This window comes from Chryseobacterium sp. Tr-659 (assembly GCF_011752975.1).
Taxonomy (GTDB): domain Bacteria; phylum Bacteroidota; class Bacteroidia; order Flavobacteriales; family Weeksellaceae; genus Chryseobacterium.
Genome location: NZ_VWWP01000001.1, coordinates 606,252 through 632,096 on the forward strand (window position 1 = coordinate 606,252; position 25,845 = coordinate 632,096).

At 35.2% G+C, this 25,845-nt stretch carries 21 protein-coding genes; 15 read left to right on the forward strand and 6 right to left on the reverse strand.

Going from position 1 to position 25,845, the window contains the following annotated elements; genetic code table 11:
* The first annotated feature begins 153 nt into the window (after positions 1 to 153).
* The 4 genes from F3J23_RS02665 (at position 154) to F3J23_RS02680 (ending at position 5,674) form a co-directional block, all read left to right on the forward strand.
* The gene (locus F3J23_RS02665) at positions 154 to 1,233 is read left to right on the forward strand and encodes a hypothetical protein (RefSeq protein WP_167023668.1); all 1,080 of its coding nucleotides are present in this window, start codon (positions 154 to 156) and stop codon (positions 1,231 to 1,233) included.
* Between the two features lie 185 nt (positions 1,234 to 1,418).
* Positions 1,419 to 3,146: an ABC transporter ATP-binding protein gene (locus F3J23_RS02670; RefSeq protein WP_167024582.1), complete on the forward strand. Its 1,728-nt coding sequence runs from the start codon at positions 1,419 to 1,421 to the stop codon at positions 3,144 to 3,146.
* Positions 3,147 to 3,180: 34 nt separating this feature from the next.
* Positions 3,181 to 4,134 carry a helix-turn-helix transcriptional regulator gene (locus F3J23_RS02675; RefSeq protein WP_167023671.1) on the forward strand — a complete coding sequence of 318 codons (954 nt, stop codon included), beginning with the start codon at positions 3,181 to 3,183 and terminating at the stop codon, positions 4,132 to 4,134.
* Between the two features lie 217 nt (positions 4,135 to 4,351).
* The gene (locus tag F3J23_RS02680) at positions 4,352 to 5,674 is read left to right on the forward strand and encodes an alpha/beta hydrolase family protein (RefSeq protein ID WP_167023674.1); all 1,323 of its coding nucleotides are present in this window, start codon (positions 4,352 to 4,354) and stop codon (positions 5,672 to 5,674) included.
* 383 nt (positions 5,675 to 6,057) lie between these two features.
* Here F3J23_RS02680 and F3J23_RS02685 read toward each other — a convergent pair whose 3' ends face one another.
* Positions 6,058 to 6,549, reverse strand: coding sequence for a DinB family protein (locus tag F3J23_RS02685; RefSeq protein ID WP_167023676.1), 492 nt, complete (start codon positions 6,547 to 6,549; stop codon positions 6,058 to 6,060).
* Positions 6,550 to 6,724: 175 nt separating this feature from the next.
* Between F3J23_RS02685 and F3J23_RS02690 the strand changes: the two genes are divergently transcribed.
* From F3J23_RS02690 to F3J23_RS02715, 6 genes are all read left to right on the forward strand, one after another.
* Entirely contained in the window at positions 6,725 to 7,309 is a 585-nt protein-coding gene (locus F3J23_RS02690) for a hypothetical protein (RefSeq protein WP_167023679.1), read from the forward strand.
* Positions 7,310 to 7,607: 298 nt separating this feature from the next.
* On the forward strand, positions 7,608 to 10,028 hold the full coding sequence (locus F3J23_RS02695) for a TonB-dependent receptor plug domain-containing protein (protein WP_167023682.1): 2,421 nt from the start codon (positions 7,608 to 7,610) through the stop codon (positions 10,026 to 10,028).
* Positions 10,029 to 10,223: 195 nt separating this feature from the next.
* Positions 10,224 to 10,793 (forward strand): cob(I)yrinic acid a,c-diamide adenosyltransferase, encoded by a 570-nt coding sequence (locus F3J23_RS02700; RefSeq protein ID WP_167023685.1) that lies wholly within the window; start codon positions 10,224 to 10,226, stop codon positions 10,791 to 10,793.
* Positions 10,783 to 11,430 carry a thiamine diphosphokinase gene (locus F3J23_RS02705; RefSeq protein WP_167023688.1) on the forward strand — a complete coding sequence of 216 codons (648 nt, stop codon included), beginning with the start codon at positions 10,783 to 10,785 and terminating at the stop codon, positions 11,428 to 11,430. The genes F3J23_RS02700 and F3J23_RS02705 overlap by 11 nt, the downstream gene beginning before the upstream one ends.
* 88 nt (positions 11,431 to 11,518) lie before the next feature.
* Positions 11,519 to 12,394: a tyrosine-protein phosphatase gene (locus F3J23_RS02710; protein WP_167023691.1), complete on the forward strand. Its 876-nt coding sequence runs from the start codon at positions 11,519 to 11,521 to the stop codon at positions 12,392 to 12,394.
* Between the two features lie 120 nt (positions 12,395 to 12,514).
* Positions 12,515 to 13,909: an arginine decarboxylase gene (locus tag F3J23_RS02715; RefSeq protein ID WP_167023694.1), complete on the forward strand. Its 1,395-nt coding sequence runs from the start codon at positions 12,515 to 12,517 to the stop codon at positions 13,907 to 13,909.
* A 108-nt stretch (positions 13,910 to 14,017) separates the two neighbouring features.
* Here the strand turns inward: F3J23_RS02715 and F3J23_RS02720 are convergent, their stop codons facing one another.
* The gene (locus tag F3J23_RS02720; RefSeq protein WP_167023697.1) at positions 14,018 to 14,677 is read right to left on the reverse strand and encodes an HAD family hydrolase; all 660 of its coding nucleotides are present in this window, start codon (positions 14,675 to 14,677) and stop codon (positions 14,018 to 14,020) included.
* A 186-nt stretch (positions 14,678 to 14,863) separates the two neighbouring features.
* Here F3J23_RS02720 and speB point away from each other — a divergent pair, with 186 nt between their 5' ends.
* The 3 genes from speB to F3J23_RS02735 all read left to right on the forward strand — a co-directional run bounded on the left by speB (position 14,864) and on the right by F3J23_RS02735 (position 17,602).
* Positions 14,864 to 15,721 carry an agmatinase gene (gene speB / locus F3J23_RS02725; protein WP_167023700.1) on the forward strand — a complete coding sequence of 286 codons (858 nt, stop codon included), beginning with the start codon at positions 14,864 to 14,866 and terminating at the stop codon, positions 15,719 to 15,721.
* 70 nt (positions 15,722 to 15,791) lie between these two features.
* The gene (locus F3J23_RS02730; RefSeq protein WP_167023703.1) at positions 15,792 to 16,634 is read left to right on the forward strand and encodes a bifunctional helix-turn-helix domain-containing protein/methylated-DNA--[protein]-cysteine S-methyltransferase; all 843 of its coding nucleotides are present in this window, start codon (positions 15,792 to 15,794) and stop codon (positions 16,632 to 16,634) included.
* Positions 16,635 to 16,993: 359 nt separating this feature from the next.
* On the forward strand, positions 16,994 to 17,602 hold the full coding sequence (locus F3J23_RS02735) for an alpha-ketoglutarate-dependent dioxygenase AlkB family protein (protein ID WP_167024585.1): 609 nt from the start codon (positions 16,994 to 16,996) through the stop codon (positions 17,600 to 17,602).
* A gap of 183 nt (positions 17,603 to 17,785) precedes the next feature.
* Here F3J23_RS02735 and F3J23_RS02740 read toward each other — a convergent pair whose 3' ends face one another.
* The 4 genes from F3J23_RS02740 to F3J23_RS02755 all read right to left on the reverse strand — a co-directional run bounded on the left by F3J23_RS02740 (position 17,786) and on the right by F3J23_RS02755 (position 23,620).
* Complete coding sequence (locus F3J23_RS02740) at positions 17,786 to 19,645, reverse strand: CocE/NonD family hydrolase (protein ID WP_167023706.1); 1,860 nt, start codon at positions 19,643 to 19,645, stop codon at positions 17,786 to 17,788.
* 195 nt (positions 19,646 to 19,840) lie between these two features.
* Positions 19,841 to 22,606, reverse strand: a complete 2,766-nt coding sequence (locus F3J23_RS02745; RefSeq protein ID WP_167023709.1) for an outer membrane beta-barrel protein — start codon at positions 22,604 to 22,606, stop codon at positions 19,841 to 19,843.
* A 96-nt stretch (positions 22,607 to 22,702) separates the two neighbouring features.
* Complete coding sequence (locus tag F3J23_RS02750; protein ID WP_167023712.1) at positions 22,703 to 23,122, reverse strand: SH3 domain-containing protein; 420 nt, start codon at positions 23,120 to 23,122, stop codon at positions 22,703 to 22,705.
* 6 nt (positions 23,123 to 23,128) lie between these two features.
* Complete coding sequence (locus F3J23_RS02755) at positions 23,129 to 23,620, reverse strand: BON domain-containing protein (RefSeq protein WP_167023715.1); 492 nt, start codon at positions 23,618 to 23,620, stop codon at positions 23,129 to 23,131.
* Between the two features lie 219 nt (positions 23,621 to 23,839).
* On the opposite strand from F3J23_RS02755, the gene F3J23_RS02760 reads away from it, so the two are divergent.
* Both F3J23_RS02760 and F3J23_RS02765 read left to right on the forward strand, forming a co-directional pair.
* Positions 23,840 to 25,090: a dicarboxylate/amino acid:cation symporter gene (locus F3J23_RS02760; RefSeq protein WP_167023718.1), complete on the forward strand. Its 1,251-nt coding sequence runs from the start codon at positions 23,840 to 23,842 to the stop codon at positions 25,088 to 25,090.
* An 11-nt stretch (positions 25,091 to 25,101) separates the two neighbouring features.
* The gene (locus tag F3J23_RS02765) at positions 25,102 to 25,824 is read left to right on the forward strand and encodes a phytanoyl-CoA dioxygenase family protein (RefSeq protein ID WP_167023721.1); all 723 of its coding nucleotides are present in this window, start codon (positions 25,102 to 25,104) and stop codon (positions 25,822 to 25,824) included.
* Positions 25,825 to 25,845 lie beyond the last annotated feature (21 nt).

The following is a 25,845-nucleotide window of genomic DNA, read 5'->3' on the forward strand; positions in this document are numbered from 1 at the left end:
TATTGCAGGTAAATTAGAATTTTCAAATTACTGACATATTTCATTTTTCTTAAGTAACACCTTTCCAATCTCCTCAAAGGTGTAATTTTTGTATTTACTAACATCAATGGTAAAAGCTGCCATTCAATTGATTAACACCAAAAATACAAGAGTATGTTACTAAAAGAAAAATTGCAAAAGCTGGCTAATGAACAAAATGAACCATGTGTAAGTATTTCACTTAATACCCATAGAACATTTCCTGAAAACCAGCAGGATGAAATTGTTCTTAAAAATCTTATAAAAGAAGCAGAAAACCGTGTGACTGAAGAATATGGCAAAAGACCTGCTACTGGCGTATTGGAAAAATTAGATACTATTGGGAGTAAAATAGATCATCAGTATAATCTTGATAGCTTACACATATTCCTGTCAAATGACACTGAGGAAATTATAAAATCAACATGGAAATCAAGGGGAAATGTTGTTGAGGTTGATGAGAAATTTGCAGTGAGACCCATCATTAAAGCAGCAGTTAGAGCTCAGGAATATCTTATTTTGGTTTTAACACAAAGTGGAACCCGGCTCTATGAAGCAGTAAATGACGCTATCATTAAAGAAATTCGGGAAGAAGGTTTTCCCTTTCCGCAAAACCCTTTCTATATTACCCATGCTGATGTAAGAAGTGATGCCAAACAGGTAGATAATCAGATCAAAGAATATTTTAACCGGGTTGATAAATCAGTAGTGGAGATTCACAAGAAACTGGATCTGAATGTTGTAGTAATCAGTACAGCTGATAATTTCAGTAAACTGATGGAAGTAGCAGATTTACCTCAGATCTATATAGGCCATGATCATAAAGATTATGAATCTGCGGAGGAACATCATATTGTTGAACAGGCCTACGAGATCATTAAAGCCCAACAAAAAGAAAAACGTACATCCGCCATCGGAGAAATTAAAGAATCAGTTTCAGAAGGAAAGGTTCTTACAGATCTGCAGGAAATTTATCAGGCAGCTCTGGATGGGCGGGGAGACCTGTTAATGATTCATAAGGATTATGAACAGCCTGTAAAAATGATTGATGAAAGAACATTTGAATATGCAGATGACTCCAAAGAGCCGGGAATTGTTGATGATATTGTTTCCATTATTGCCTGGGAAGTATTCTCTAAAAAAGGGAGAGTTCATTTTACACAACAGGATGAGCTTTTGGAATTGGGAGAAATAGTTTTGAAAACACGATATTAAAATTTTTCACATAAAAATAAGATCAGCCTGCATAACGCAGGCTTTTTCTATGAAGTGTCTTAAAAAAGGCTTATTTTTACTAAAGATCCAGATCCTGTATACTTATGGCAAAACCTTTCAACAGAACAGTTACTTTATTCGGAATTTATAAGCAGCTGGTCCCTTTTATAAGACCTTACCGCCCCATGATTTACGGAACATTGTTTCTTACTTTTCTGGGGGCTCTGGCAGCACAGGTGAACCCGATTGTTTTGAAATATACAGTAGATGAGGTGACGAAGTTAACCCATCTTCCCCATCCAATGTCAGAAGGAATTCATATCCTGATTATCATTTCCATTATTTTACTTGGAAAAGAACTCTTAAATATTTTTATCAACTTCGGGCAGAAGTTTTATGGAGAGAAGATCAGGATTAATGTGAGTTCTGTGTTGGCACAGTCTGCGATTGACAAAATTCTAACTTATAGAGTTGCCTACTTTAACGATGAAAATCACGAATCAGGAAAACTGCAGATTAGGATAGATCGTGGCATAGAAAGCCTTACAAGACTGGTTCAGAATTTTTTCATTGATATTCTGCCGCTTTTCTCCAATGCAATTATTGCACTGATTATTATGTATATGCAGAATATATATGTAGGATTGGTATCTACTATCATTGTGCCGATTTATTTTTATATCAGCTCTCTTCAGGCAAAAAAATTAGGTGGAGTTCGCCGCCAGCTCAGGAATCAGAGAGAAAAAAAGACTTCCGGGTTATTGAATCTGATTAATTCCATTATGGTGATCAAAAGTTTTGTAAGGGAAAAATTTGAAGGGAAAAAACAATATGACCTTCAGATGGAGTTGATGGAAAGTCAGATGATCACAAGAAGAACCAATTTTATTTATGATGGGTTGAAAACATTCATTGAACAGTTCGGAGTGGTTTTGATTATCCTTTTAACGGTTTATCTCGTTCTCGATCAACAGATGACAATAGGAGCTATTATGCTTCATATTATGCTTTTTAACAATGTTTCAGCACCTATCCGCCAGCTGCACAGAATTTATGATGATATGAATGATGCTATGATCTACGCCGAAGGATATTTTGATATTTTAAATGCAGAAAACGAAACAGAACCTAATGGAAATTTTGTAGAAAAAGAGATTAAAGGAAATTTTGAACTGAAAAATATTGATTTTACTTATCCCAACGGTACAAAAGCCTTGCATAATGTATCCATGAAAATTGAAAATGGAAAAACAACTGCTTTGGTGGGACTGAGCGGTGCAGGAAAATCAACAGTAATTAATCTCCTATGTAAATTTTATCTTCCTGATTCCGGAGAAATTCTGCTGGATGGTGTCAATCTGAATGATTATAACAATACTTTCCTCAGAAGTGATCTCGGTCTGGTGCTTCAGAAAAATCATATCTTCCAGGGGAGTATTGAAGACAATATTCGTTACGGAGATATGAATGCGAGTTTTGATGAAATTCAGGAAGCTGCTAAAAAAGCTTATCTGCATGATCAGATCATGGATTTGCCAGACCAATATCAACATGATGCTACGCAGCTTTCAGGAGGACAGCAGCAGAGAATTGCCATTGCAAGGTTGTTTCTTAAAAATCCTCCGATCATCTTTTTGGATGAACCTACTGCAAGCCTGGATGCCATTGCCACAGAACAGATAAAAAATTCTTTGGATGCCATAAAAGAAGGAAGAACTGTTATCATTATTTCCCATTCGTTGTCCCAGATTTTGGATTCGGATATCATTTATGTGATGAAAAAGGGAAGCGTGGTTGAAAACGGAACTCATGATGAACTTTACAATAAAGAAGGCACTTACAGGGAAATTTTTGATGCTTCTGCACGCAGCCTGAACCTTGATAAATTAGTGAATACTTATAAAGACAATTAAAGCCGTGAAAATTTATAATTTTGTCAATCAATAAATGAACGACCACTATCTTAAAAAACTCGATCGGGTAACTGCCATACTTACCCAGTTACAGTCAAAGCCTGTAGTACGCGCACAGGATCTGGCTGAAAAGTTTGATGTAAGTATCAGAACGATTTATCGTGATGTGAAAACCCTTGAAAATGCAGGAATTCCTATTGTGGGAGAAGCAGGAAACGGCTATTCCTTAATGGACGGGTACAAACTTCCTCCGATTATGTTTACCAAAGAAGAGGTTTTGAGTTTTATAACCGCAGAAAAACTGATGCAGAAATTTTCCCATCAAAGCTTAGGAAATCACTATCAGGCTGCGATGGAAAAAGTGCGGTCAGTGTTGAAGTATTCTGACAAAAATCTCATTAAAAATATTGAAAAACAGATTGATGTTTTCAGTTTTCATACAGATTCCGGAGATTCACTTAAAAATGTAATTCCCATTATTCTGGAGAGTATTGCAGAGAAAACCCAGTTAAACATAAAATATCAGACGGTAGATGGAAGGGTGAATAACAGAATAATAGAAACTGTTGGGATGTTTTTTGAGTTTAACTTTTGGTATATCATGGCATTCTGCACCCTGAGAAAAGATTTCAGACAGTTTCGTATAGACCGGATTTTAGAGATTTCGAAAACCCTGCAGCCTTTTCTACAGGAATACGGGCAGGTTAATGATTATCGTAAAAAGTTAAATGGAAATAAAGTCAGAGCTAAGCTTCTGGTAGACAAAAAGATCATGCCGCACCTTGTGAATTCTAAAAAATATTACGGAATGATAGAAGAAGTAGAAACCGAACAAGGAGTAGAGCTCACTTTTGAAACAGAATGGATAACAGATGGATTTCCCCGCTGGGTCATCACTTTTGCGGATCATGCCACCGTGCTGGAACCGGAATCTTTGAAAATGAAGATTAAAAATCTGGCTGCAGCTATTTCAAAAAGAATGGAATAATAGAAAGAGGAAAGCCGGATGAGGTAAGTTATTATTAACCTTGTACTCTCTATCAACGTAAATGAAATTGGATAAAATGTGAACTTTTCAAAGACAGAATACGAAAAATGAGTTGGTTACGGCTTTTATGTTTAAAATTTGAGTCAGAAAAAGGGTATGATATAATTTTAACCTTATTGTCTGGAAGAGTATAAGAAATTTTATATAAATTCATTTAATGAAATCAATTTATATAATTCTCTTTTTCTTAACAGGACAAATCTTTTATAGCCAGTTACCACAAGGGTATTATGAGGGAGCGATGACACGGGATGGATCTGTTCAGTTAATTTCAATTAATTTTAATATAGACAAAACGACATATGATATCCCTGAAATTGGTTATATGGATGTTCCCGTAGAAAAAATATCCCAGAGCAAAGACACTTTGAATATAAAAATATTCTATGGGGATTTTTATTGTTTTTTAGATTCAAAAACGGGAGATTTAACAGGTGTCAGTAAGGATAATAATCCTAAAATCCGAATTCACCTGAAAAAAGCAGTCTCAAAAGAAAAAAACTTTTCAGAAGAAGAAATTAAGTTTACAAATGCCGGTATTTCGCTTGCAGGAGTTTTGTTTAAACCAAAAAAATCAGAGAAACCTATTCCTTATGTAATTTTGGTACACCGGTCCGGATGGGAAGACAGAAATACCCCTTGGTATCACTCATTAGCTTATATTCTGGCAAGTAAAGGAATTGGCGTTTTACTTTATGACAAACGCGGAACCGGTAAATCAACCGGTAATTTTTCATCTGCAGATTTCAATGATCTGGCAGATGATGCTGTTTCTGCTTTTAACTATATAAAAGGAAGAAAAGATTTAAATTATGCCAAAATAGGCTTTCTTGGTGCAAGTCAGGGAGGATGGATTGTGCCGCTTGCTGCAAATAAAGTTTCAAACTGTGGTTTCGCAATTTTAATAGTAGGTCCGGCAGTTTCTCTTTATGAACAAGATATTAACCGTGTTCAATATACGTTAACTGATGAAGGATATTCGAAAGAATCCATTGATTCCGCGCTTCATTATTCAAGGCTTTTTTTCAAATATATTCAAAGTAATAATATAAAAGATTGGGAAGTGCTTAAAGCATATGCCTCAAAAATAAAAGATGAAAAATGGATAGATTATCTTGACATACCCCAATCACAGACCGGGGATGACATAGTATGGTGGAGAAGAAATAAGTATGACCCTAAAGAAGCTTTAAGTAAAATAAAATGCCCTGTTTTAAGTGTCTTTGGAGAAAAAGATGTATTGGTGCCGCCAGCAGAAAATAAAAACAAAATGGAAACTTACCTAAAGAATTCAGGCAAGGAGTATAAAATTGTTACCATAAAAGATTGCGGACACGATATGATAACAGAAGGGAAGCTGAATGGTACTGATTGGAATTGGCCATATACTTACTGGCAGTGGCAGAGACAACCTCAGGAATTTATCAATTCAATATCTGAATGGATATTAAACAATAAGACAAAAAATAATGAGAAATAAGCTCGAAGTGGGCTGCAATAAAACATTTCGTTATTTCCATACTCATAACTTGTTTACACTTCATTCCAACACTTTTATATGAGTGATTTTCTTCAAAGTTCATGGATGTAATTGATGAATTTTGAAGAAAACTACCCATTTTTACAAAGTCCTGTTCAAACTGAGGTTTTTAGGGGCTATAAAGCCACACCAGAAATTTGAACAGGATCTTATTTCATGAAAAAGTTTCTACTCCGGCTGGAATATAAAAATCTGAAACAGCAAAACCCGTGTCCATATAGAAAGTATGGATAATCTGAATACTTAGTTGGGTGATTTTGCCATTTCATCCTTTTGCCTGAACTGAATCATCATTTTCAGCCTGAGTAAAGACATTAATGGTTCTAAAATCTCTCCCAAAAAAAAGGCGGCTCCATTCCCAACGCTCTCAGATAAACATAGCCCTGCCCACGGTGGTGAATTTCGTTGTCAATAAAATAAAGAATATTTTCATATACCGGGAATTCATATTGCCCGAAAAGGTTGAAAACTTCCTGAAAACGTTCTTCCGAGATCTGATTGAAATAATGATTAATCACCTCAGTTTCTTCATCCCATTTTTTTAAAATTTCTTCTTTTGTTTTAGGGTTGAAGCCTTCTTCGTTATATCCTTCCATATTTCCTTCGATGATTCCTTTTAAAGCAGGACCTGCAATGCTGATCATTTCTACTGCCAGTTTAGCAAACGGTCTCATCCCTCCCACGGAAAACTCAAATAATTCTTTTTCAGGGAAAGCTTCAATAACTCTTCTTGTAAGCTTTCTGTGTCCCTGCCAGTCTTTTAGTAGCTGTTCTGTGGTCATAAATTGTTTTGTTGCAGTTGCTGTAGTTGTCATAATGTATTGTTTTTGTTTGTTGTTGATACAAAGATAAAAGAGGGTTATGACAACAGTTTGTCAGTAGGATTTTAGATGTTGAAAAAATATTTTTTTCTGTATTAAAATATTGATACCTACTTTTGCGTTAGAAGAAAAGTATATTAATAAAAAGAAATTAATTATTATTAAAATTATGAAGAAGTATATTTTGCCTGTTGTTACTGTTCTTTTATTAGTATCATGCAATAAGATTGAGGAAAAAATAGATCAGACCGTTCAAAAAACTACGGAAACCGTTCAGCAAAAGACACAGCAAGTGGTAGAAGAGACCGTTAAAAAAACAGTAAATGAATCTATCAATTCTTTAACCAGCTCCCAGGATGTAAGATTTAATGAAGTTTTCCCTGCCACAGGCAAATCTGTTGTTACCGAAGATAAAGGAAAGAAATTTAAATTCCCAAACGGTACAGAAGGATATATATTCAAATATAGGGCAGACATTGCAGTATTGCTTCCGTTTCTTGAAGGACAGCTGACTTCCGATGAACAGAAATCAGAAAAGAAAGCCCGAAAAATTGACGGACAGAGCATTGTTGACAAAATAAGCTTTATCTCCAAATTTCTTCCGGAAAATACTTTTGATACAAGCTTTCTGGAAGATATTAAAACAGATAAGAATATTGAATATTATAAACTGAAAAGATTCCCAAACAGCAGCACCATTATCTACAATCCTAAAAATCAGACCATCATACAATACGTAGAGGTAAATAAATAATTTGGATATGGCCGGTTTCTCCCGGCCATTTTTTGTACCCCGTCATTACGAGCTTTGCGAAGCTGTCTCAGCCTGTTGAAAATTACTTATCCAAAAGAATTAAATCATTTTTATTCCTAATGTTAGCTAATTTTTTTCATATTATTAATAAGCAACTTAATGTTTTGTAAATCAAATATTGATTTTTATGAAATAATATTATTTATATGTATTTTTAGTATTTATTATTAGTATATGTTTGATTTTTGTATTTAATATTTATATTTTCATTAGATTTGTTGAATTATTAACAAATGATATGAAAAGGAAATTATTTAATGAAAAAATCTGTGCATTAGTATTAAGCGGCGTAGGTACTATGGGATATGCACAGGAAAGCGTAAAAGAAAACAATATAGATGAAGTAGTGGTAACTACGGGGAGAACTAAGCCCAGAACCATAATTACCTCAGCAATTCCTATTGATAATATTTCGGCAGGACAATTAAAATCTACAGGACAAATTACTTTTGATAAAGCGCTGACTTATGCCGTACCATCTTTTAATTCATCACAGCAAACCGTTTCCGATGCAACAGCTCATTTTGATCCGGCAGATTTAAGAGGATTAGGCCCATCCAGAACATTAGTTTTGGTCAACAATAAAAGAAAAAATCAAAGTGCTTTAATTTATGTAAATGATACACCGGGAAAAGGTGAGGTTGGTACAGATCTGAAAAGTATTCCGTCTGCCGCTTTACAAAATGTGGAAGTATTGAGAGATGGTGCATCTGCACAGTATGGTTCTGATGCTATTGCGGGAGTTATTAATATTATCCTTAAAAACAGTGTTGGAAAAAGTGCTGTTAATCTTTTTTCAGGTATCACTTCAAAAGGAGACGGTTTTAATATCGGAGCAGATTTTAATACAGGAATCAGAGTTGCAAAAAATGGAAGCTTGAATCTTACATTGGGATATACTTCTCAAAATAAAACGAACCGTGCAGGTTCTGTTACAAAAGATGAACTTTTTGGTGTAGATAATGCTTGGACGCGGGCTAATCCAGGCTTAGGGATGATTATAGGGCAGCCGGAAACAAAAGTGGCTAATATGTTTGTGAATTTTGAATTGCCAACAAGTGAGACAGGTAAATTTTATGCTTTTGGTGGTACAACTTACAGAAATGGGACTAGTTATGCTTTGTATAGAACACCCTATTGGGTAACTTCAGATTTTGGTTTATTAACTCCAAAAGGACAACCTTACAATGGATTTCAGCCGGAATTTAAAACAGATGTTTATGATTATAATTTAACCTCAGGGTGGAAAGGAATGTTGGGGAAATGGAGTTTTGATGGTAGTGCAACCTTTGGCTCCAATGCCGTAAATTATGTTGTAGGAAACACCATTAATACATCTTTGGGGGTAAATTCACCCACCCGTTTTAAAGCAGGCGGCCATCAGTTCAGTAATATTATAGGAAACATAGATCTCAGCCGAAATTTTGGTACGTTTGTTTTAGGAGCCGGAGTTGAAGTACGCAATGAAAACTATCAGGCAAGGGCAGGAGAGGAAACATCTTATATAGGAAGTGGTGCAGAGTCATTTCCAGGGCTGCAGCCTCAAAACGAAGTCAATAAAAATCGGCAGAATATTGGAGCTTATATGAACGCTGAATGGGATATTACAAAAAATCTGTTACTCGGAGGAACTGTGAGATATGAAAACTTCAGTGATTTTGGAAATAATGTTTCCTGGAAAGGAAATGCAAGGTATAAATTGCTGGATGATAAATTGGTTTTCCGCGGTTCTGTTTCTACAGGATTTCGAGCCCCTTCATTACATCAAATTTATTATTCCAATGTTCAAACCAAAATTACAGGGAATACTGTAGCTAATCAGGGTACTTTTAATAATGACTCTCAAATTGTAAGATCTGATCTTGGTGTGCCCAAATTAAATGCCGAAAAAGCTTTTAACATTACTGGAGGGTTTGCCGTAAAGCCTTTTAAAAACCTGACTATTACAGCAGATTATTATAGAATAAAAATTAAAGATCGGGTACTTTTCTCAGGAGATATTGGTTATAAAACCGGCGCTCCGGGTAGTCCGGATATAACAAACCCTGTGGAAGTAATATTAAACAATAATAAAATAACCACTTTGAAATTTTTTACCAATGCTGTAAATACAGTTACTGAGGGCGTAGATTTCGTAGCTAATTATTATACTTCTGCGATAGGTAAAGGAAGATTGGGAATTATTGCGGCTTTCAATTATAACGAAACTAAGATAGTAGATAATATTGCCGTTCCACCTATTTTGGCTGAAAATGGTTACTCAGAAAACTTTTTTGATAGAAAGGAACAATCGAGAATTATCTCTGCAAGACCAAAAACAAAGACTATTCTCAGCCTTTCTTATGATATCTCAAAATTTAATTTTAACTTTAATAATACTTACTTTGGTTCCGTTACCTGGCAGCACGCAACTGATCCTGCCAAAGATCAGACATTTTCTGGTAAGGTAGTTACAGACTTAGTCGTAACATATAAAATCACAAAAGACCTTAAAGTTTCCGGAGTTGTAAATAATTTATTTAATATTTATCCGGATGTTATAGATAGCAAGGGAGATGTAGTAACAGATCTTGGAGGAAGATTCAAATATCCTTGGGAGGTAAATCAGTTTGGATTTAACGGAACAACTTTTCAGCTAAACGTTAATTATACTTTTTAATCTATAAATAAAGAAATTGACATTTGCATTGTCATGCCTAACAAAGGCGGAGTAATTTCAAAAGATATAAAACTCACATGTGTAAATATTACCTGACATTAATTCCTGATGTCAGGTAATTATTTTTCAGGCAGAATGGGAAGCTATTGTTATATTTTACTTTTTACATTGTACAAAAAACGGTATTTTAGTAGTATGAAAATTTATACGAAAACAGGAGATAAAGGTCAGACGGCACTTTATGGCGGTACGAGAGTTTCCAAAGCCAGTGCAAGAGTAGACGGCTACGGAAATATAGACGAACTGAATTCATTCATTGGAATTGCGAAAAGCCATATTGAAGATGAAGAAGTTTTAAGACAGTTGAAAAAAATACAGTTTGATCTGTTTACAGTAGGTTCAGAAGCGGCTACTCCGGCAGATAAACTGATGCTGGCTAATGGAAAATCGCGTCTTCCGATCATTATTTCAGAAACGGAAATTGAAGAGCTGGAACAGTGGATGGATGCTTTCGATGAAAAGCTTGAGCCCCTTCAGTATTTTATCCTTCCCGGAGGTGGAAAACCTGCAACATTTTTACATGCTGCCAGAACCATTTGCAGAAGAGCAGAACGTTCATTGGTGTTTTTAAATGAAGCCGAAGAAGTACGTCCGGAATTAATCAAATATTTAAACAGACTTTCAGATTATCTTTTTGTACTGGCAAGATATATTTCAAAACTGAACAACGAACCGGAAGAATACTGGAACCCGAATGAAAGATAAAGTATTGCTTTTCATCAACGGAGATGCTCCGAAATCGTTCCCGGATCTTGAAAATTATGGACTGATTGCCTGTACAGACGGTGCTTTCCATTATTTAAAAAAATTAGGTTTCCCTTTGGATAAACTGGATTTTATTTCCGGTGATTTTGATTCGCATTCCGGATCTGATGAAGATATGTATGAAGATAGATTTATCCTTACTTTAGATCAGGATAAAACAGATTTTCATAAAGCCATAGAAATCATTTTGGAAAGAGGCTTTGGAGAAATTAATGTTTTCGGAGGAAGCGGAGGGGAGCAAGATCATTTTTTAGGAAACCTTACCGTTGCTTACGGATTCAAAGATTGTATGAAAATTAAGTTTTATGATGAATTTTCCGAATATTATTTTATCCCCAATGATTTTAAATTGAAAGGGGTGAAAAACAGAATGATTTCTCTTTATCCTTTTCCATCGGTGAATAATATAACAACGAAAGGACTCAACTGGCCTTTGACAAATGGAAATTTAAGTATTACCTCAAGAATTGGAACCCGAAATTTTGCTATTGAAAATGAGATTTCTGTAGAATATGAATCAGGTGATGTATTGTTGTTTGTAGGAATCAATGAAATCGAATATCCGACAATCTATTAAAAGAATCTAATATATCAATAGAAACGGGCTTTAGCCCGTTTAAAATAAAAAATAATTTAATCAACTGGCTTTAGCCAAAACTTAATCATTGAACACATTCATCAAAATATCAGTTTTCACTATTTCATTATGCTGTATTTTTTCATGTAAAACGCAGCATTTTGAAACACCCGAATATGGCAAAAATGAAACTGAAAAGGTTATTGATATAAAAAAAGTTACCAATTTCCGGACTTTAGGAAATATTAAAAATACAGAAGGAAGAACGCTAAAAGAAGGAAAGTTTTACAGAAGCGCCCATCTTCACAAGCTGAAAAGAAAATCCTTTAATACTATTGAAAGACTGGGAATAAAAGAAATTATTGATCTCAGAAACTCTAAAGAAATAAATCAAAAACCGGATCAGATTCCTGCCGAAATTACATACAAAAAATACTCAGCGTTCGAAGATGAAGGGGATCAGCTTGCTCAGGCTAAAAAAATGGTATTGAAAGGAAAAGTGAACGCTTCCGATGCAGATAAAAGAATGATTGATTTCTATCGCGAATATGTGACAGAAAATCCAGGAACTATAAAAACTATTGTTTCAGAAATATTAGAATCCAACCAACCGGTTCTTTATCATTGTACAGCCGGAAAGGACAGAACAGGGATTATCACAGCTTTAATCCTGACAATTCTGAAGTTTGATAAAGAAACAATTTACAATGATTATCTTCTCTCCAACAATTACAGGAAAGATCTGGTTCAAAAAAGACTCAATCTGGCAAATAACTTACATTTTTTATATCCTAAAATGGATCTGAAAGTACTGGAAAAACTGAGCTGGGTAGAAAAAAGATATCTTGATGCTGCTTTTGATGAAATTAATAAAAAATATGGTTCTACTGATGTTTATATTCAACAGGTATTAGGAATCTCTGAAAATAAAAGAATGGAATACATTCAAAAGTTCACATATTGATTATCTGAAAGAGGTAGAGCGGGCGGAGCACAGAATTATTATTGAAAATTATAATAATTTTAACATCCAAAAATCAAACTTTTTTAGCAATTTTGCATTTCTTAATTCACTTGTTTAGAAATGAAAATAAAGTACTCGGAACTTATTGATCAGACATTATATTTTCCTACGGAGGAATTTAATGTTTCTGAGAACAATTTGTTGTTTCACGATGTTCCTTTAATGGATGTTGTTGAACAATTTGGCACCCCGCTAAAAATTAGCTACCTGCCGAGAATTTCTCAAAATATTCAGAAAGCTAAAAGCTGGTTTAAAGAAGCTTTTGAGAAAACCGAATATAAAAAGAATTATACCTACTGCTACTGTACAAAATCCAGTCATTTCAATTTTGTTCTGGAAGAAGCTTTGAAGAATGAAATTTCTATCGAAACCTCTTCTGCTTATGATATGGATATTGTAAAATCTCTTTATGAAAAAGGGAAAGTAGATAAAAATATAGAGGTAATCTGTAATGGGTTCAAAACAGATGATTATCTGACAAAGATTTCAGATATGATCAATAATGGTTTTGAAAATATTACTCCAATTCTGGATAACTACCGTGAACTGGATAAACTTACGGAAAGTATCGACACAACTTTTGATATCGGAATCAGAATCGCATCAGAGGAAGAACCGAAATTCGAATTTTATACGTCAAGATTAGGAATCGGATACAAGGATATTATTCCTTATTACAGCCAGAAGATTGCTGAACACCCGAATGCAAGACTGAAAATGCTTCACTTCTTCATCAATACGGGGATTAAAGATACTTCATACTACTGGAACGAATTGTACAAATGTCTTCGTGTATATGCACGTTTGAAAAAAATTGCTCCGGAAGTGGATTCTTTGAATATTGGTGGCGGATTCCCAATCAAAACTTCTCTGAATTTTGATTACGACTATCAGTACATGGTAGAAGAGATTGTTTCTCAGATCAAAAAATTCTGTGAAGAGGAAGGAGTTGAAGAACCAAATATTTATACTGAATTCGGAAGCTTTACAGTAGGAGAAAGCGGGGCTAACCTCTATAAAATTATTTCTCAGAAACGTCAGAATGACAGAGAAAAATGGAACATGATTGATTCTTCTTTCATGACCACACTTCCTGATACATGGGCTATTTCAAGACACTTTATTATGCTTCCGTTAAACCGTTGGGAAGATACTTATGAAAGAGTATTCTTAGGAGGATTAACATGTGATTCAGATGATTATTATAACTCTGAGCAGCATACCAACGCCATTTATTTACCTGTTTTCAGTGATACAAAACCTTTGTATATCGGTTTCTTCCACACTGGAGCTTATCAGGAAACCATCGGAGGATATGGAGGTGTACATCACTGTCTGATGCCGCAGCCGAGACACGTCCTCATTCAGAAAGATGAAAACGGTGATCTGCATTACGAAATTTTCCGTGAGAAACAGGAACCGGAAGATGTATTGAAACTCCTTGGTTACAAATAAGACCTTAATCTGTCAGTGCGAGGAACGAATGTGATGAAGCTATCTATTTCGGATTCGAATGACAAACATACAAAGCAAAAGCTCTCAGTTTTTCTGAGAGCTTTTTATTTAAAAATATTTTGAAATCTTATCAAGTTCAAGATCTTCATAATCAGAAATTACAGTATCTGCTAATGTATAATCCTGATTTTTTGAATGTGGACTTCTGTAAGCTGCGCAGAAAATTTCAGCTCTGTGTGCTGCAAGAATTCCGTTGGTAGAATCTTCAATAACCATACAGTTTTCTACCGGTTCGCCAGCCATTTCGGCCGCAAGTAAAAATACTTCGGGATGAGGTTTTGATTCTTTTAAATCAGCACCACTAATCTTTCCGCTGAAATATTTCTCAAGTCCGAATTTTTCAAAAACCATATTGATTGTTGTCATCGTTGCAGAAGAAGCCAATATCAGCTTTATTCCATTTTCATGATAATGTTCTATCAGTTTTCGGACTCCTGGAATCAGATCAAACTCATCATCATTGTAAAAATAATCTTTGAAATGAGATCTTTTGATTCCGGCAATAGCTTCGTGAGTATGGCTTAAATCAAATTGACCGATCAGAGTTTCACAAACTCTTTTGGTTGAAGCTCCCGTAAAAGAAGTGTACAGATCCTCGGAAACTGCAATTTCCAGTTCATCAAATGTTTTGAAATAAGCTTTTCTATGCAATGGCTCCGTATCTACAATTACACCATCCATATCAAAAAGAACTGCTTTTAAAGGCATATTGAAAGTTTTTACAAAAATAACCTTTAAAATTTAAACATTAAAAGATTTAAAAATTTAAAAATCAGAACGAAGGTTAAAAATTCATAACAAACTCAACACTACTTATAACTCAAGTACTATTTTGTATCTTTGTGGAATCATTTTAATCTTTCAATCATTTAATTTTTTAATTAATAATTATATATGAAAACATACGCAGGAATTCCCGAAGAAAACGCAACGTTAGAGAATTCGAAAGTAATGTTGGTAACTGTTCCTTATGATGGAACTTCAACATGGGGTAAAGGAGCTGACAAAGGCCCTGAATTATTCTTAAACGCTTCTGAAAATATGGAGCTTTATGATATTGAAACTCAAACTGAGCCTTTCCTTCAGGGAGTTTATCTGGCTGGAGAAGTTTCTGAAAATTCAAGTCCTGAAGCTATGACAGAAGCTGTTTATCAGAAAACAAAAGAGCTTTTGAACAATGAGGGGAAAGTATTTACACTTTTCGGGGGAGAACATTCCGTTTCTATCGGTTCTATCCGTGCGGTAGGTGAGAAATTCGAGAATTTAACGGTTCTTCAGTTAGATGCTCACACAGACTTACGTCCTGAATTCCATGGCTCAACTTCAAACCACGCTTGTGCTGTTTTTGAAGCGAATCAGAAACACAACTTAGTTCAGGTGGGAATCCGTTCTATGGATGCTGAAGAAGCACAATATTTACCAGAAGGAAGGGTATTCTTTGCCCACGAAATTGCAAATAACGAAAACTGGGTTAATGATGTTTTGGAGAAAGTATCAGGAAATGTATATATCACGATTGATTTAGATGCTTTCGATCCTTCTATTGCACCTTCTACAGGAACTCCTGAACCAGGTGGATTACAATGGTATCCAACATTGGAATTATTAAGAAAAGTATTTGAAAAATGTAACGTAGTAGCGTTTGATATTGTAGAATTGATGGATTCTCCAATGGCGAAGCCCACAGCTTTCCTTGCCGCTAAGTTATATTATAAAATGCTTGCTTATAACGATATTTATAACAACAACTAATATTCCGCAAGAATCGGATTTTTTCTGCCGTATATTCTTTGGAAATTTGTGAGGTAAAAACAATATAAAAATGTCCACACAAAGTCAAATAGATTATAACAGAATTGCCAAAGCGATAGAGTATATCCAGAGCAATTTCAGGCTTCAGCCAAGTTTGGATGAAGTGGCGGAAAATATTCACTTGAGTCCGGCTCATTTTCAGAAGATATTTACGGATTGGGCAGGAACAAGTCCGAAGAAATTTTTACAGTTCATTAGTCTTGAACATGCTAAAAATTTATTGAAGGAAGAAAAAGCAAGTTTATTCGATACTGCTTACGAGACAGGATTTTCCAGTACAAGCAGACTTCATGATTTGTTTGTGAAAATAGAAGGAATGTCTCCGGCAGAATATAAAAACGGCGGAAAAGGCCTTAATATTCATTACAGTTTTTCCGAAAGCCCTTTTGGAAATATACTGGTAGCGTCCACAGAAAAAGGAATCTGCTACATGGCTTTTGAAGACGATAAAGAAACAGCATTAGGGGAGCTGAAACTTAAGTTCCCCAATGCTTCTTTTCTCGAAAAACAGGATGCTCTTCAGAAAAATGCATTGTCCATATTCAATAAAGACTGGACAAAACTCAATACGATCAAATTACATTTAAAAGGAACCGATTTTCAGCTTAAAGTCTGGGAGAGTCTGCTCACAATTCCTATGGGAAAACTGTCCACTTATGGCAGCCTTGCAGAAAAAATAGGAAACCCAAAAGCATCAAGAGCAGTAGGAACGGCCATCGGAAGTAATCCGGTAGCTTTTCTTATCCCTTGCCATCGTGTGATCCAATCTACAGGTCATCTTGGAGGATACCGATGGGGAAGTGAAAGGAAGCAGCTGATTGTAGGCTGGGAAGGCTCACACATTTACTCATAACATATTTTTCACCACAAAATTCATAAAAGATTTGATAAAGGATGATCTTAAAATGATCCGTTATAAAGTTTACAAAATGAAAATTTAAGGCTTTCAAAAACTTGTGAGTGCTTTTATAAGTAGTAATTACTTCTTAAGCTACTTTTGCAGTTGAAAATATTAAATTTAAGCCTTGTGAAAGCCAGTGGATTATGGAACCATTTTTTAGTAAACGGACCAAAGTCCTTTCCCATTGACGGAAAAATTCGTGTCATTTGTGAAAAATATTAGTGTAATTTGGATTTGAATAAAAGTGATAAATACATTTTACACTGTACTTTTACAAAAATAAGACAGTTAATATTTAAAATAACGTTATGATGAGTCTCTTCGAAGAAATATCAGATTATCCGCTCAACATACTTCCAAATGACGGAACTGTTCATTATTATGGAAAAGTTTTTTCAAAGGAAAGATCTGATTTTTATTATAATTATTTACTCAGCCAGATGCCATGGGAAAATGACGAAGCGGTAATCTTTGGAAAACTGATCCTGACAAAAAGAAAGGTAGCATGGTTCGGAGAGAAACCCTTTGAATATACTTATTCAAAAAGAACGAAATATGCAAAGATTTGGACCCCGGAATTACTAGAGCTAAAAAAGAAGTGTGAAGAGGTCTCCGGAGAAACTTATAATTCATGTCTGCTCAACTTATACCACGATGGAAGTGAAGGAATGGCTTATCATAGTGATGGTGAAACAGATCTGAAAAAACACGGAGCTATTGCTTCTCTAACTTTCGGTGCAGAAAGAAAGTTTTTATTTAAGCACAAAACTACTAAAGAAAAAGTGGAAATATTCCTGGAAAACGGAAGCTTATTAATCATGAAAGGAACTACCCAGGACAACTGGCTGCACAGGCTGCCTCCAACTACTAAAGTAAAAACAGCAAGGGTTAACCTTACTTTCAGAACAATTGAAGAATAAAATAATACTTCCTGAGGTTAGAATGATTAAGAAGTTTAGCCGTTATCAATGGAAGTGGGCTTTAGTCAAAACCTTAGAATTAGCCTTGTCAAGGTTTTAAACCTTGACAAGGCTAATTATTTACTAAATCCGAGAGAGATAAAAAAATAAAAAAGCTGTTCAAACGAACAGCTTTTTTCAGTTTTATTTTAAAATTTCAGCTTCAATGGAACTGTCATTATATACTTTGATAAATGCCTTGGTATAATCTTCTTTTGTAGCAAAATTCGGGTTATCTAAGAATTTTTGCGGGTTGATTGCAAACAATGGGAACCATGTGCTGCTGATCTGTATCTGGATTTTATGTCCTTTTTTGAAGGTATGAACCACATCCTGAAGTCTGAAATTGACTGAGGTTTTTTGATTGGGAACCAAAGCTTCTCCCTTTTCTCTGGAATTTCTGAATCTGGCAGGCATGATCTCGCTTCTTACCATCTGATGATAATTTCCGTAAATAACACCGTCTTTCTTTTCTGCCGGTTTGAAATCTTCAGGATAAACATCAATCAGTTTTACAGCAAAATCAGCATCCGTAGAAGAGGAAGAGATATTCAGTTTAGCCATGATCTCTCCTGCAAAAGTAATATCTTCAGTAAGAGCATCTGTTGTGAAAGTTAAAACATCTGGTCTTCCTTCCGCGAATCTCTGGTCTTCAGACATATAATTTTTAGGAGTAAAGCCATTGAAATCTTTTAAATGATCTGAACTTAAAACCGGATTGTCAGGATCGCTGTAATATTCAGAATAACCCTGCTCTGAAGCTTTTTTCAAAGTTTTATCTGCAAGGTAGAAATTGACTTTCTGTGCATTTTTTGGAGGATAAGAAGCAAATTCTTTCCATACTTTAGCTCCGGTATCATACATCAATGCTTCAGGAAGTCCTGCATCTTCTTTAGTATTTCCTTTCAGATAATGGTTAAAGAATTTTGTCTCCACATTTTTCTGATAATATGTAGCAATGCTATCTCCGAAATAAGTTTCACTGTGGAAGTGTTTCCCTTGCTCCTGAGACCATCCTCCGTGTGAGAAAGGACCCATAACAATTGTATTTTTTGCTTTCGGGCTTGTTTTCTCAATCGTTTTATAGATATTTAAAGGTCCGGAAAGATCTTCAGCATCAAACCATCCACCAACAGTCATTACCGCATGATTGATATTCTTCAGATGAGGAAGTAGCCCTCTTTTCTGCCAGAATTCATCATAATTGGGATGCTCCATAATTTCTGTCATGAAGAAATTATTCTTGTAATATTTTTCATACCCATCTTTTAATGTCCCCATCTCTCTATAGAATTTCAAACCATCCTCAGAAGTTTGTTTGATAAAAGAATCCATGTACCAGGCCTGTTTCTCTGGTTTCGTTTTTTGAACTCCGAATACTGGAAATGTTCTGAAATATCCTAACATAAATCTTCCATTGTGAAGAAAGTCATCATTCCAGAAGTCTGAGATGGGTGCCTGAGGAGAAGAAGCTACCAAAGCCGGGTGCTGTGCCAGAGTTCCAACAGCAGTATAAAATCCGGGATAAGAAGTTCCGAATTGCCCTACTTTACCATTATTATCTTTAACATTTTTTAAAAGCCATTCAATTGTATCATAAGTATCGGTACTTTCGTCTACATCTTTTTTTGTTTTGTGTTCCACCTGAGGAGTCATGTTGGTGAAAGTTCCTTCGCTCATATATCTTCCGCGTACATCCTGATAAACAAAAATATATTTGTCTTTCATCAGATATGCGTTGGGACCTACTTTGGTCTTATACTCATTTTCTCCGTACGGAGCAACGCTATAGCAAGTCCTTTGCATCAGGAAAGGATATTTGTTTTTATTTGAAATATCTTTCGGAATATAAACAGAAGTAAAAAGTTTTACCCCGTCTCGCATCGGAATATAAAATTCTTTCTTAGTGAAATTGTCTTTGACGAAATTATCTTTCGGTTCCGTCTTTTGAGATTTTCCAAGAATGAAAAAAAGAATACATAAAACTGAAATATGGATCTTCATAAAAAAAATTTGGTGCTAATTTAAAAATAAAAACACTTTCATTGAAGAAACTTCTTTTAAAAAGGTTTTATTATTAGCTTTTATCAAAAAGAGCGTAGTAAGCCAGCCCTTCAACTATAATAGCGATGAAAATTTAATTTTTAAAACAAAATAGCCGGAGAAACTTCCGGCTATGGCAATAAAATGTCATATTGTTTACAATTTTTTACCTGCAAATTTATTCAGTTTCATGCTGATAGAAAACATAATGTAGCGTTTAAGAATCAGATCTTCACGATCTTCAAAATAAGAATCTGTAATTGTTCTTCTTACGCTTTGATTTTGGTTTAAAACATCGTAGACCTTTACTTTTGCTGTAAACTGCTTTTTATAGAATGAATATCCTAAACTGGTATTCCAGAAGTAGAAATCTCTTTTAAAACCGGGCGCAATATTGGAATTGGTATTGTATTCAAAATCATTTCCGAAAACAAAATTACCTTTGAACATATAATTGGTAAGTTCAAGTTTTAATGATTGATTGGCTGTATTAATCCTGTCTACGCTATAATTGGTATAATTTGAAAAGCTGTACCCAAGTCTGTAAGAAGGTTTTATGGTCATCTTATCTTTGATTTCGTACACAAGATTCAATCCCGGATTAAGGCTGTAGGAGTTGCTGGTGAACGATTGGCCGTTGATAAAACCGTTATTGTAAGCATAATTCATATTGAATCTCGGGTTGATGGTAAGTTTGTTGTTTTTCCATTTTAAATTCTTGCTGAAACCTGCTCCGGCGTTCATGTTTTTGTTTCCGCTTATATTATCGTAAGTAACGATTTGTTTTCCGGCATTATCATATGTTGAAAAGTTGATAATATCATTGTTTCTGTAAGTAAACCCGATATTGAAATAATAACTCAGGTCTTTTACTTTGTTATAATTGTTGAAATAGAGATAAAGATTATTAGTCCATGTATTTTTCAGATCCGGATTTCCTGTATAGGTAACCAACGGGTTGGATTCGTCTCTGTAAGGAGTAAGCTGTTCAGCAGTAGGGATCGTAAAATTAGCGTAATTGTAAAAACTTAAATTTTTTCCTTCAGAAAGACGATAATAAAGGTTCACGTTATATTCCGGTAAAACGAAATTTTTCTGCAGGTCATATTGCTGTCCGTTGTAGATGGAGCTTACCTTCATATCCGAAACATCAAGATTCATGGATGCCCAGAAATTCAGCTTATTTTTGCTGAGCTGATAAGTCAGTTCAGGAGAGATCTGATTGACTTTTTGGTTCATTCTGTTAGATAGAAGTTGGTTGTACTGGCTGTATTGCCCTGTAATATTATCAAAATCATTAACATCTCTGAGGTTTCTGGATGTTCTGTTTTCATATTTTATTTCAAAACTTACGGATGCGGAATCAGAAATCGGTTCCGTATATCCGGCATTAAAACTAAAGCTGTTGTTTTGGTTTTTATTTTTAGCTAGCTGATCCCTGTTATCCCTTGTGGTTCCGGTAGATTCATAGAAAATATTCTGCGATTGGTTCAGGTTATCTCTCTTAGACTCCGAGATAGAACTGTTCACGTTTGCCGAAATCACACGGCCTTTTTTTCTGAATTTTTTTGAAAAATAGATGTAAGGATTAAATGAATTGCTTTCCGATTCATTGCTTGAATAAGCATTGCTTTCATTCAGAAGGGTATTATCTCTTAATGTTGATGACCTTGAATTATTGAAATTAAAGCTGGAACTCTTGGTAAACCTTGGTGAAAGGTAGATGCTTGTTAAAGAATCGAGTTTGATTTTTGCAGAAGTGTCAAAGCTGTACTGTTTAGATTCATTTTCACCGTTATTTTCAGAATGGGTCTGAAGTGTATAATCAGGAAGAAGGGTAGACCTTGAAACCTTGGATCTGCTTTCCGTATTGGAATTGGAATGCATTAAGCTGAAAGAATCCAGATCAGCATCCTTTCCCAGTTTATCACTGTAGTTCAAACCAATGGTGGTAGAGCGCTGAATTCCTTTTGTGCCGCCTCCCTGGTTAAAATAAGTAACATTTCCTACTGTAGAGACAGTTCCTCCCTGCATCATCCAGGCATTTCTCCCATTCCCCATACTGTCAAAAACCTCATCCCGGGAAAATCCTTGTGAATTGATATTATTGGAGGATGCCAGAATACTTACTTTGGTATCTCCTTTAAAATAACTGGCCAGTCCGCTGGCTTCATAGCGTTTGTCTGAACCATATCCTACAGTAAGCCTTGTGAGCAGCCCTTTATTTTTCTTCTCATCAATATTGAAGTTGATGGTTGTATTTTGAGATTTAGCAGCTTTTCCGCTGAGTTCCTCCTCTTTGGTTTTGGTTGTGGTAAACTGAATATTTTTGATGATATCTGCCGGTAGATTCTGGAGTGCAATTTTGCCGTCCTTATCAAAGAAAGGTTTTCCGTTGATCATGATCTGATCCACATCTTTTCCGTTAACTGTTATTTTTCCTTCATTACTGATTTCTACTCCCGGAATCTGTTTCAGAAGTTCTTCAATTTTACTGTCCGGACGTACTTTGATGGATGATGCATTGAATTCTATTGTATCTTTTTTAATTTTTACAGGGGATACGGTGATCTTAACCTCATCAATATTATTGACAATACTTTTTTTCTCCAATCCGATATCTTCCAGGGTTAATGACTGATCAATTTTTTCATATTTCCTGGAATAGGAAGACAATTTATCGGCATCAATTCTCAGAATGGAAGGTTCTTTCAGATCATCTATTTTCAGGGAGAATTTACCCTCTTTATTCGTAGCGGTGTAATTGATAATAGAGGAATCTTTTTCCTTTAGAAGATATACCGTGGCATTTTCAACAGGTTTCTTTTCAGGATCGGATACTTTTCCGTTAATGTGTAGTTTTTGAGCGTGCAAAATAATGACTGTGAACATCAAAGTCAATAGCAATAGAGTTTTCTTCATTAGTTTTTCTTTCAGAGCGGTAAAAATATAAAAACATCCCAAAATTGGGATGTTTCTATGCTTTTTTTGTGAAAATTTATTAATTTTTAATAAAAATTAAGCTCTTAAATATCTTGAATAAGCATATCCTTCCTGGCCGTCAGCAGTTTTTACTTTCCACCAGTCATCAGAAGTCTGCTCGATAAGAGTTACTGAAGATCCTTTTGACGCTTTACCTACTACTGCAGCTTCAGTAGAAGGCTCCTGTCTGATATTCAGATTAGACTCTTCAGTAGCTACTGTTAAAGAAGCCCCTGAAGCAAGTCCTGCAACCTGTACATCAATATTGATATCTGAAGCAGAATAAGTAGAATCAATAGCTCCTAAAGCATTCCAGACAGCATCTTTAGCTGCGGTGTTGGATGCACTTCCGGAAACATAAAGAATTCCGTCCTGCTCCTGAACCTGAAGGTTTGAAATTCCTGCAGATTGTGCCGCAGAAACCACGCTTGAATATTTATCTTGTAATTCGCTCATTTTAAATTATTTTACAATTAGGTTGTTGTTATATTTTCCAATTTTCAAAGCATCTACAGATTCTTTGATTTTTCTTGCCTGCTGGCTGGAAACATTTCCTGTAAGAGTAAGCTGCCCATTAACAACTTCCACTTTTACAGAAGGGAAATCTTTTACCGCATCCTGTACTTTTTTCTGAACTGCAGGATCTACCGCAGAAGTAGTTTCAACAGCAGGTGGCGGTGGTGGAGCAACTTCTACTTTAGACATATCCATTACGTCTTTGATTCCGTTGATCGCTTTTAGTTTTGCAATCATTGCATCCTTAGACTGCTGATCTGCAAAAGTTCCGCTTAAGTGTGCTACACCTTCTTTTACTTCAACAGAAGCACTGGGATTAGAAGTTACTACAGTGGTAGCCTGAGTCTGAAGATCGGCATCAGAAACTTTCTTTTTACAAGAAACTGCCCCGAAAGATACAGCTACAGCTAATGCAGCCATTGCGATAGTTTTTTTCATATTGTATATTTATTAATGTTGTTATACAATCAAATGTAATAATAAAATTTGTACCAAAAGAATAAAAAGTCAATAAATGTTTCTTAATTTTTTTACAATATTTTCTGAATCAGACTTTTAATTTTCAGGGATTAAAAACTTAATATAAAATTATCCCTTTAGAAGAAAATCTTCTGCCAATTCAAAAACCATTATATTTGCGCAAATTGAACTATATATATGAAAGGACAAAATAAACTTTTTATAGCAATTATCATTGCACTTATCCTGGGAGTAGGAATTGGCGGGATTGTACATGTGAAATATCCGGAAAGTGCAGAACCTTTTTCTAAGAATATAAAACTGTTGGGAACTGTTTTTATCAGATTGGTACAGATGATTATTGCGCCTTTGGTTTTTACTACTCTTGTAGTGGGAATTGCCAAAATGAGTGATATCAAAATGATCGGAAGAGTAGGAACTAAAGCTATGCTTTGGTTTATTTCCGCGTCTCTGGTTTCACTTTTTATCGGGTTGATACTTGTAAACTGGCTGGAACCGGGCCATGTTACCAAACTCCCGATTCAGGACGTTGCTTCTGCAGACGAACTTCTGAAAAGCAGTAAAAGCTTCTCTATGGAAGACTTCGTAAAGCATATGATTCCTAAAAGTTTATTTGAAGCCTTCGCTACCAATGAAGTATTACAGATTGTTGTGTTTGCAGTGATGTTTGGAGTGGCACTTGCTAATTTAGGAGAAGAATATGCTAAGCCTGTAGTAAAGTTATTTGATATCATTGCCCACGCCATCCTTAAAATGGTAGGTTATATTATGTGGTTTGCTCCGTTTGGAGTATTGGGAGCCATTGCTGCGGTGGTTGCTACCAATGGATTTGAAATCTTCAAAGTGTACGCGATCTATTTAAGAGATTTCTTTTTTGCGATAGCAGTACTTTGGCTGGTACTTTTATTAGTGGGATATTTAATCTTAGGAAACCGTCTTTTTGACTTATTAAAAAGAATTAAAGAACCATTACTGATCGCCTTCTCTACAACAAGTTCGGAGGCTGTATTCCCTAAGTTGGTGGAAGAGCTTGAAAAATTCGGATGTAATAGCAGAGTAGTGTCGTTTATTTTACCTTTAGGATATTCTTTCAATCTGGACGGAAGTATGATGTATATGACATTTGCATCTATCTTTATTGCACAGATCTATGGTATTGAAATGACCTTAGGACAGCAGATCACAATGCTTTTGGTGTTAATGCTTACCTCAAAGGGAATTGCAGGTGTTCCGAGAGCTTCTCTGGTAATTATCGTAGCAACATGTTCTATGTTCGGAATTCCACCAGAAGGAATTGCTTTAATCCTTCCAATTGACCACTTCTGCGATATGGGAAGAAGTATGACCAACGTGTTGGGAAATACACTGGCAACCTCAGCAGTATCAAAATGGGAAGGACAGTTAACCGAACCTTTGGATAAAATTTAAAATATCTCTTAATGAGTTTAAAAAACTTAGAAAATTATAAAAGCCATATTCATGAATATGGCTTTGCTGTTATTAATGAAGTCTTTTCAGAGAATGAAATTGAAAAAATAAACCATGTACTTCAACATATAGATACTTCTAAAGAAAACTTCAGGAAATCTGAAGATCTGTTTGCGGTAAGACAATTTTTAAAAGAAGTTCCGGAAATTAAAGATCTGGTTTTCAATCATCATATTAAAAAGATCATTCAGGAGATTTTCGGTGAAAAATACTTTGTAGTGAAAAGCATTTATTTTGATAAACCCGAAACCTCAAACTGGTATGTAGCCTATCATCAGGATTTGACTATTTCGGTCGATAAAAAGGTGGAATTACCAGGTTTCGGACCCTGGACAACCAAACAGAATCAGTTTGCTGTTCAACCTCCTCTGAATGTACTGGAAAATATCTATACCATAAGGATTCACCTCGATTATACAGATGAACAAAATGGGGCATTAAAAGTGATTCCGAAGTCTCATTCCAAAGGAATCTACAGACCTGAAACTATCGACTGGAAGGTAGAAACTGAAGCCATCTGTAATGTGGAAAAAGGAGGTGTTATGATCATGAAACCTCTTACCCTTCATGGCTCCAACAGAACTACTAACGGAAAGAGAAGAAGAGTAATTCATGTTGAATTCTCAGATATGGAACTCCCTGAAGTTTTGCAATGGTCTGAAAGAATGACCTAAAAAAACGACGGCCTCCAAGTT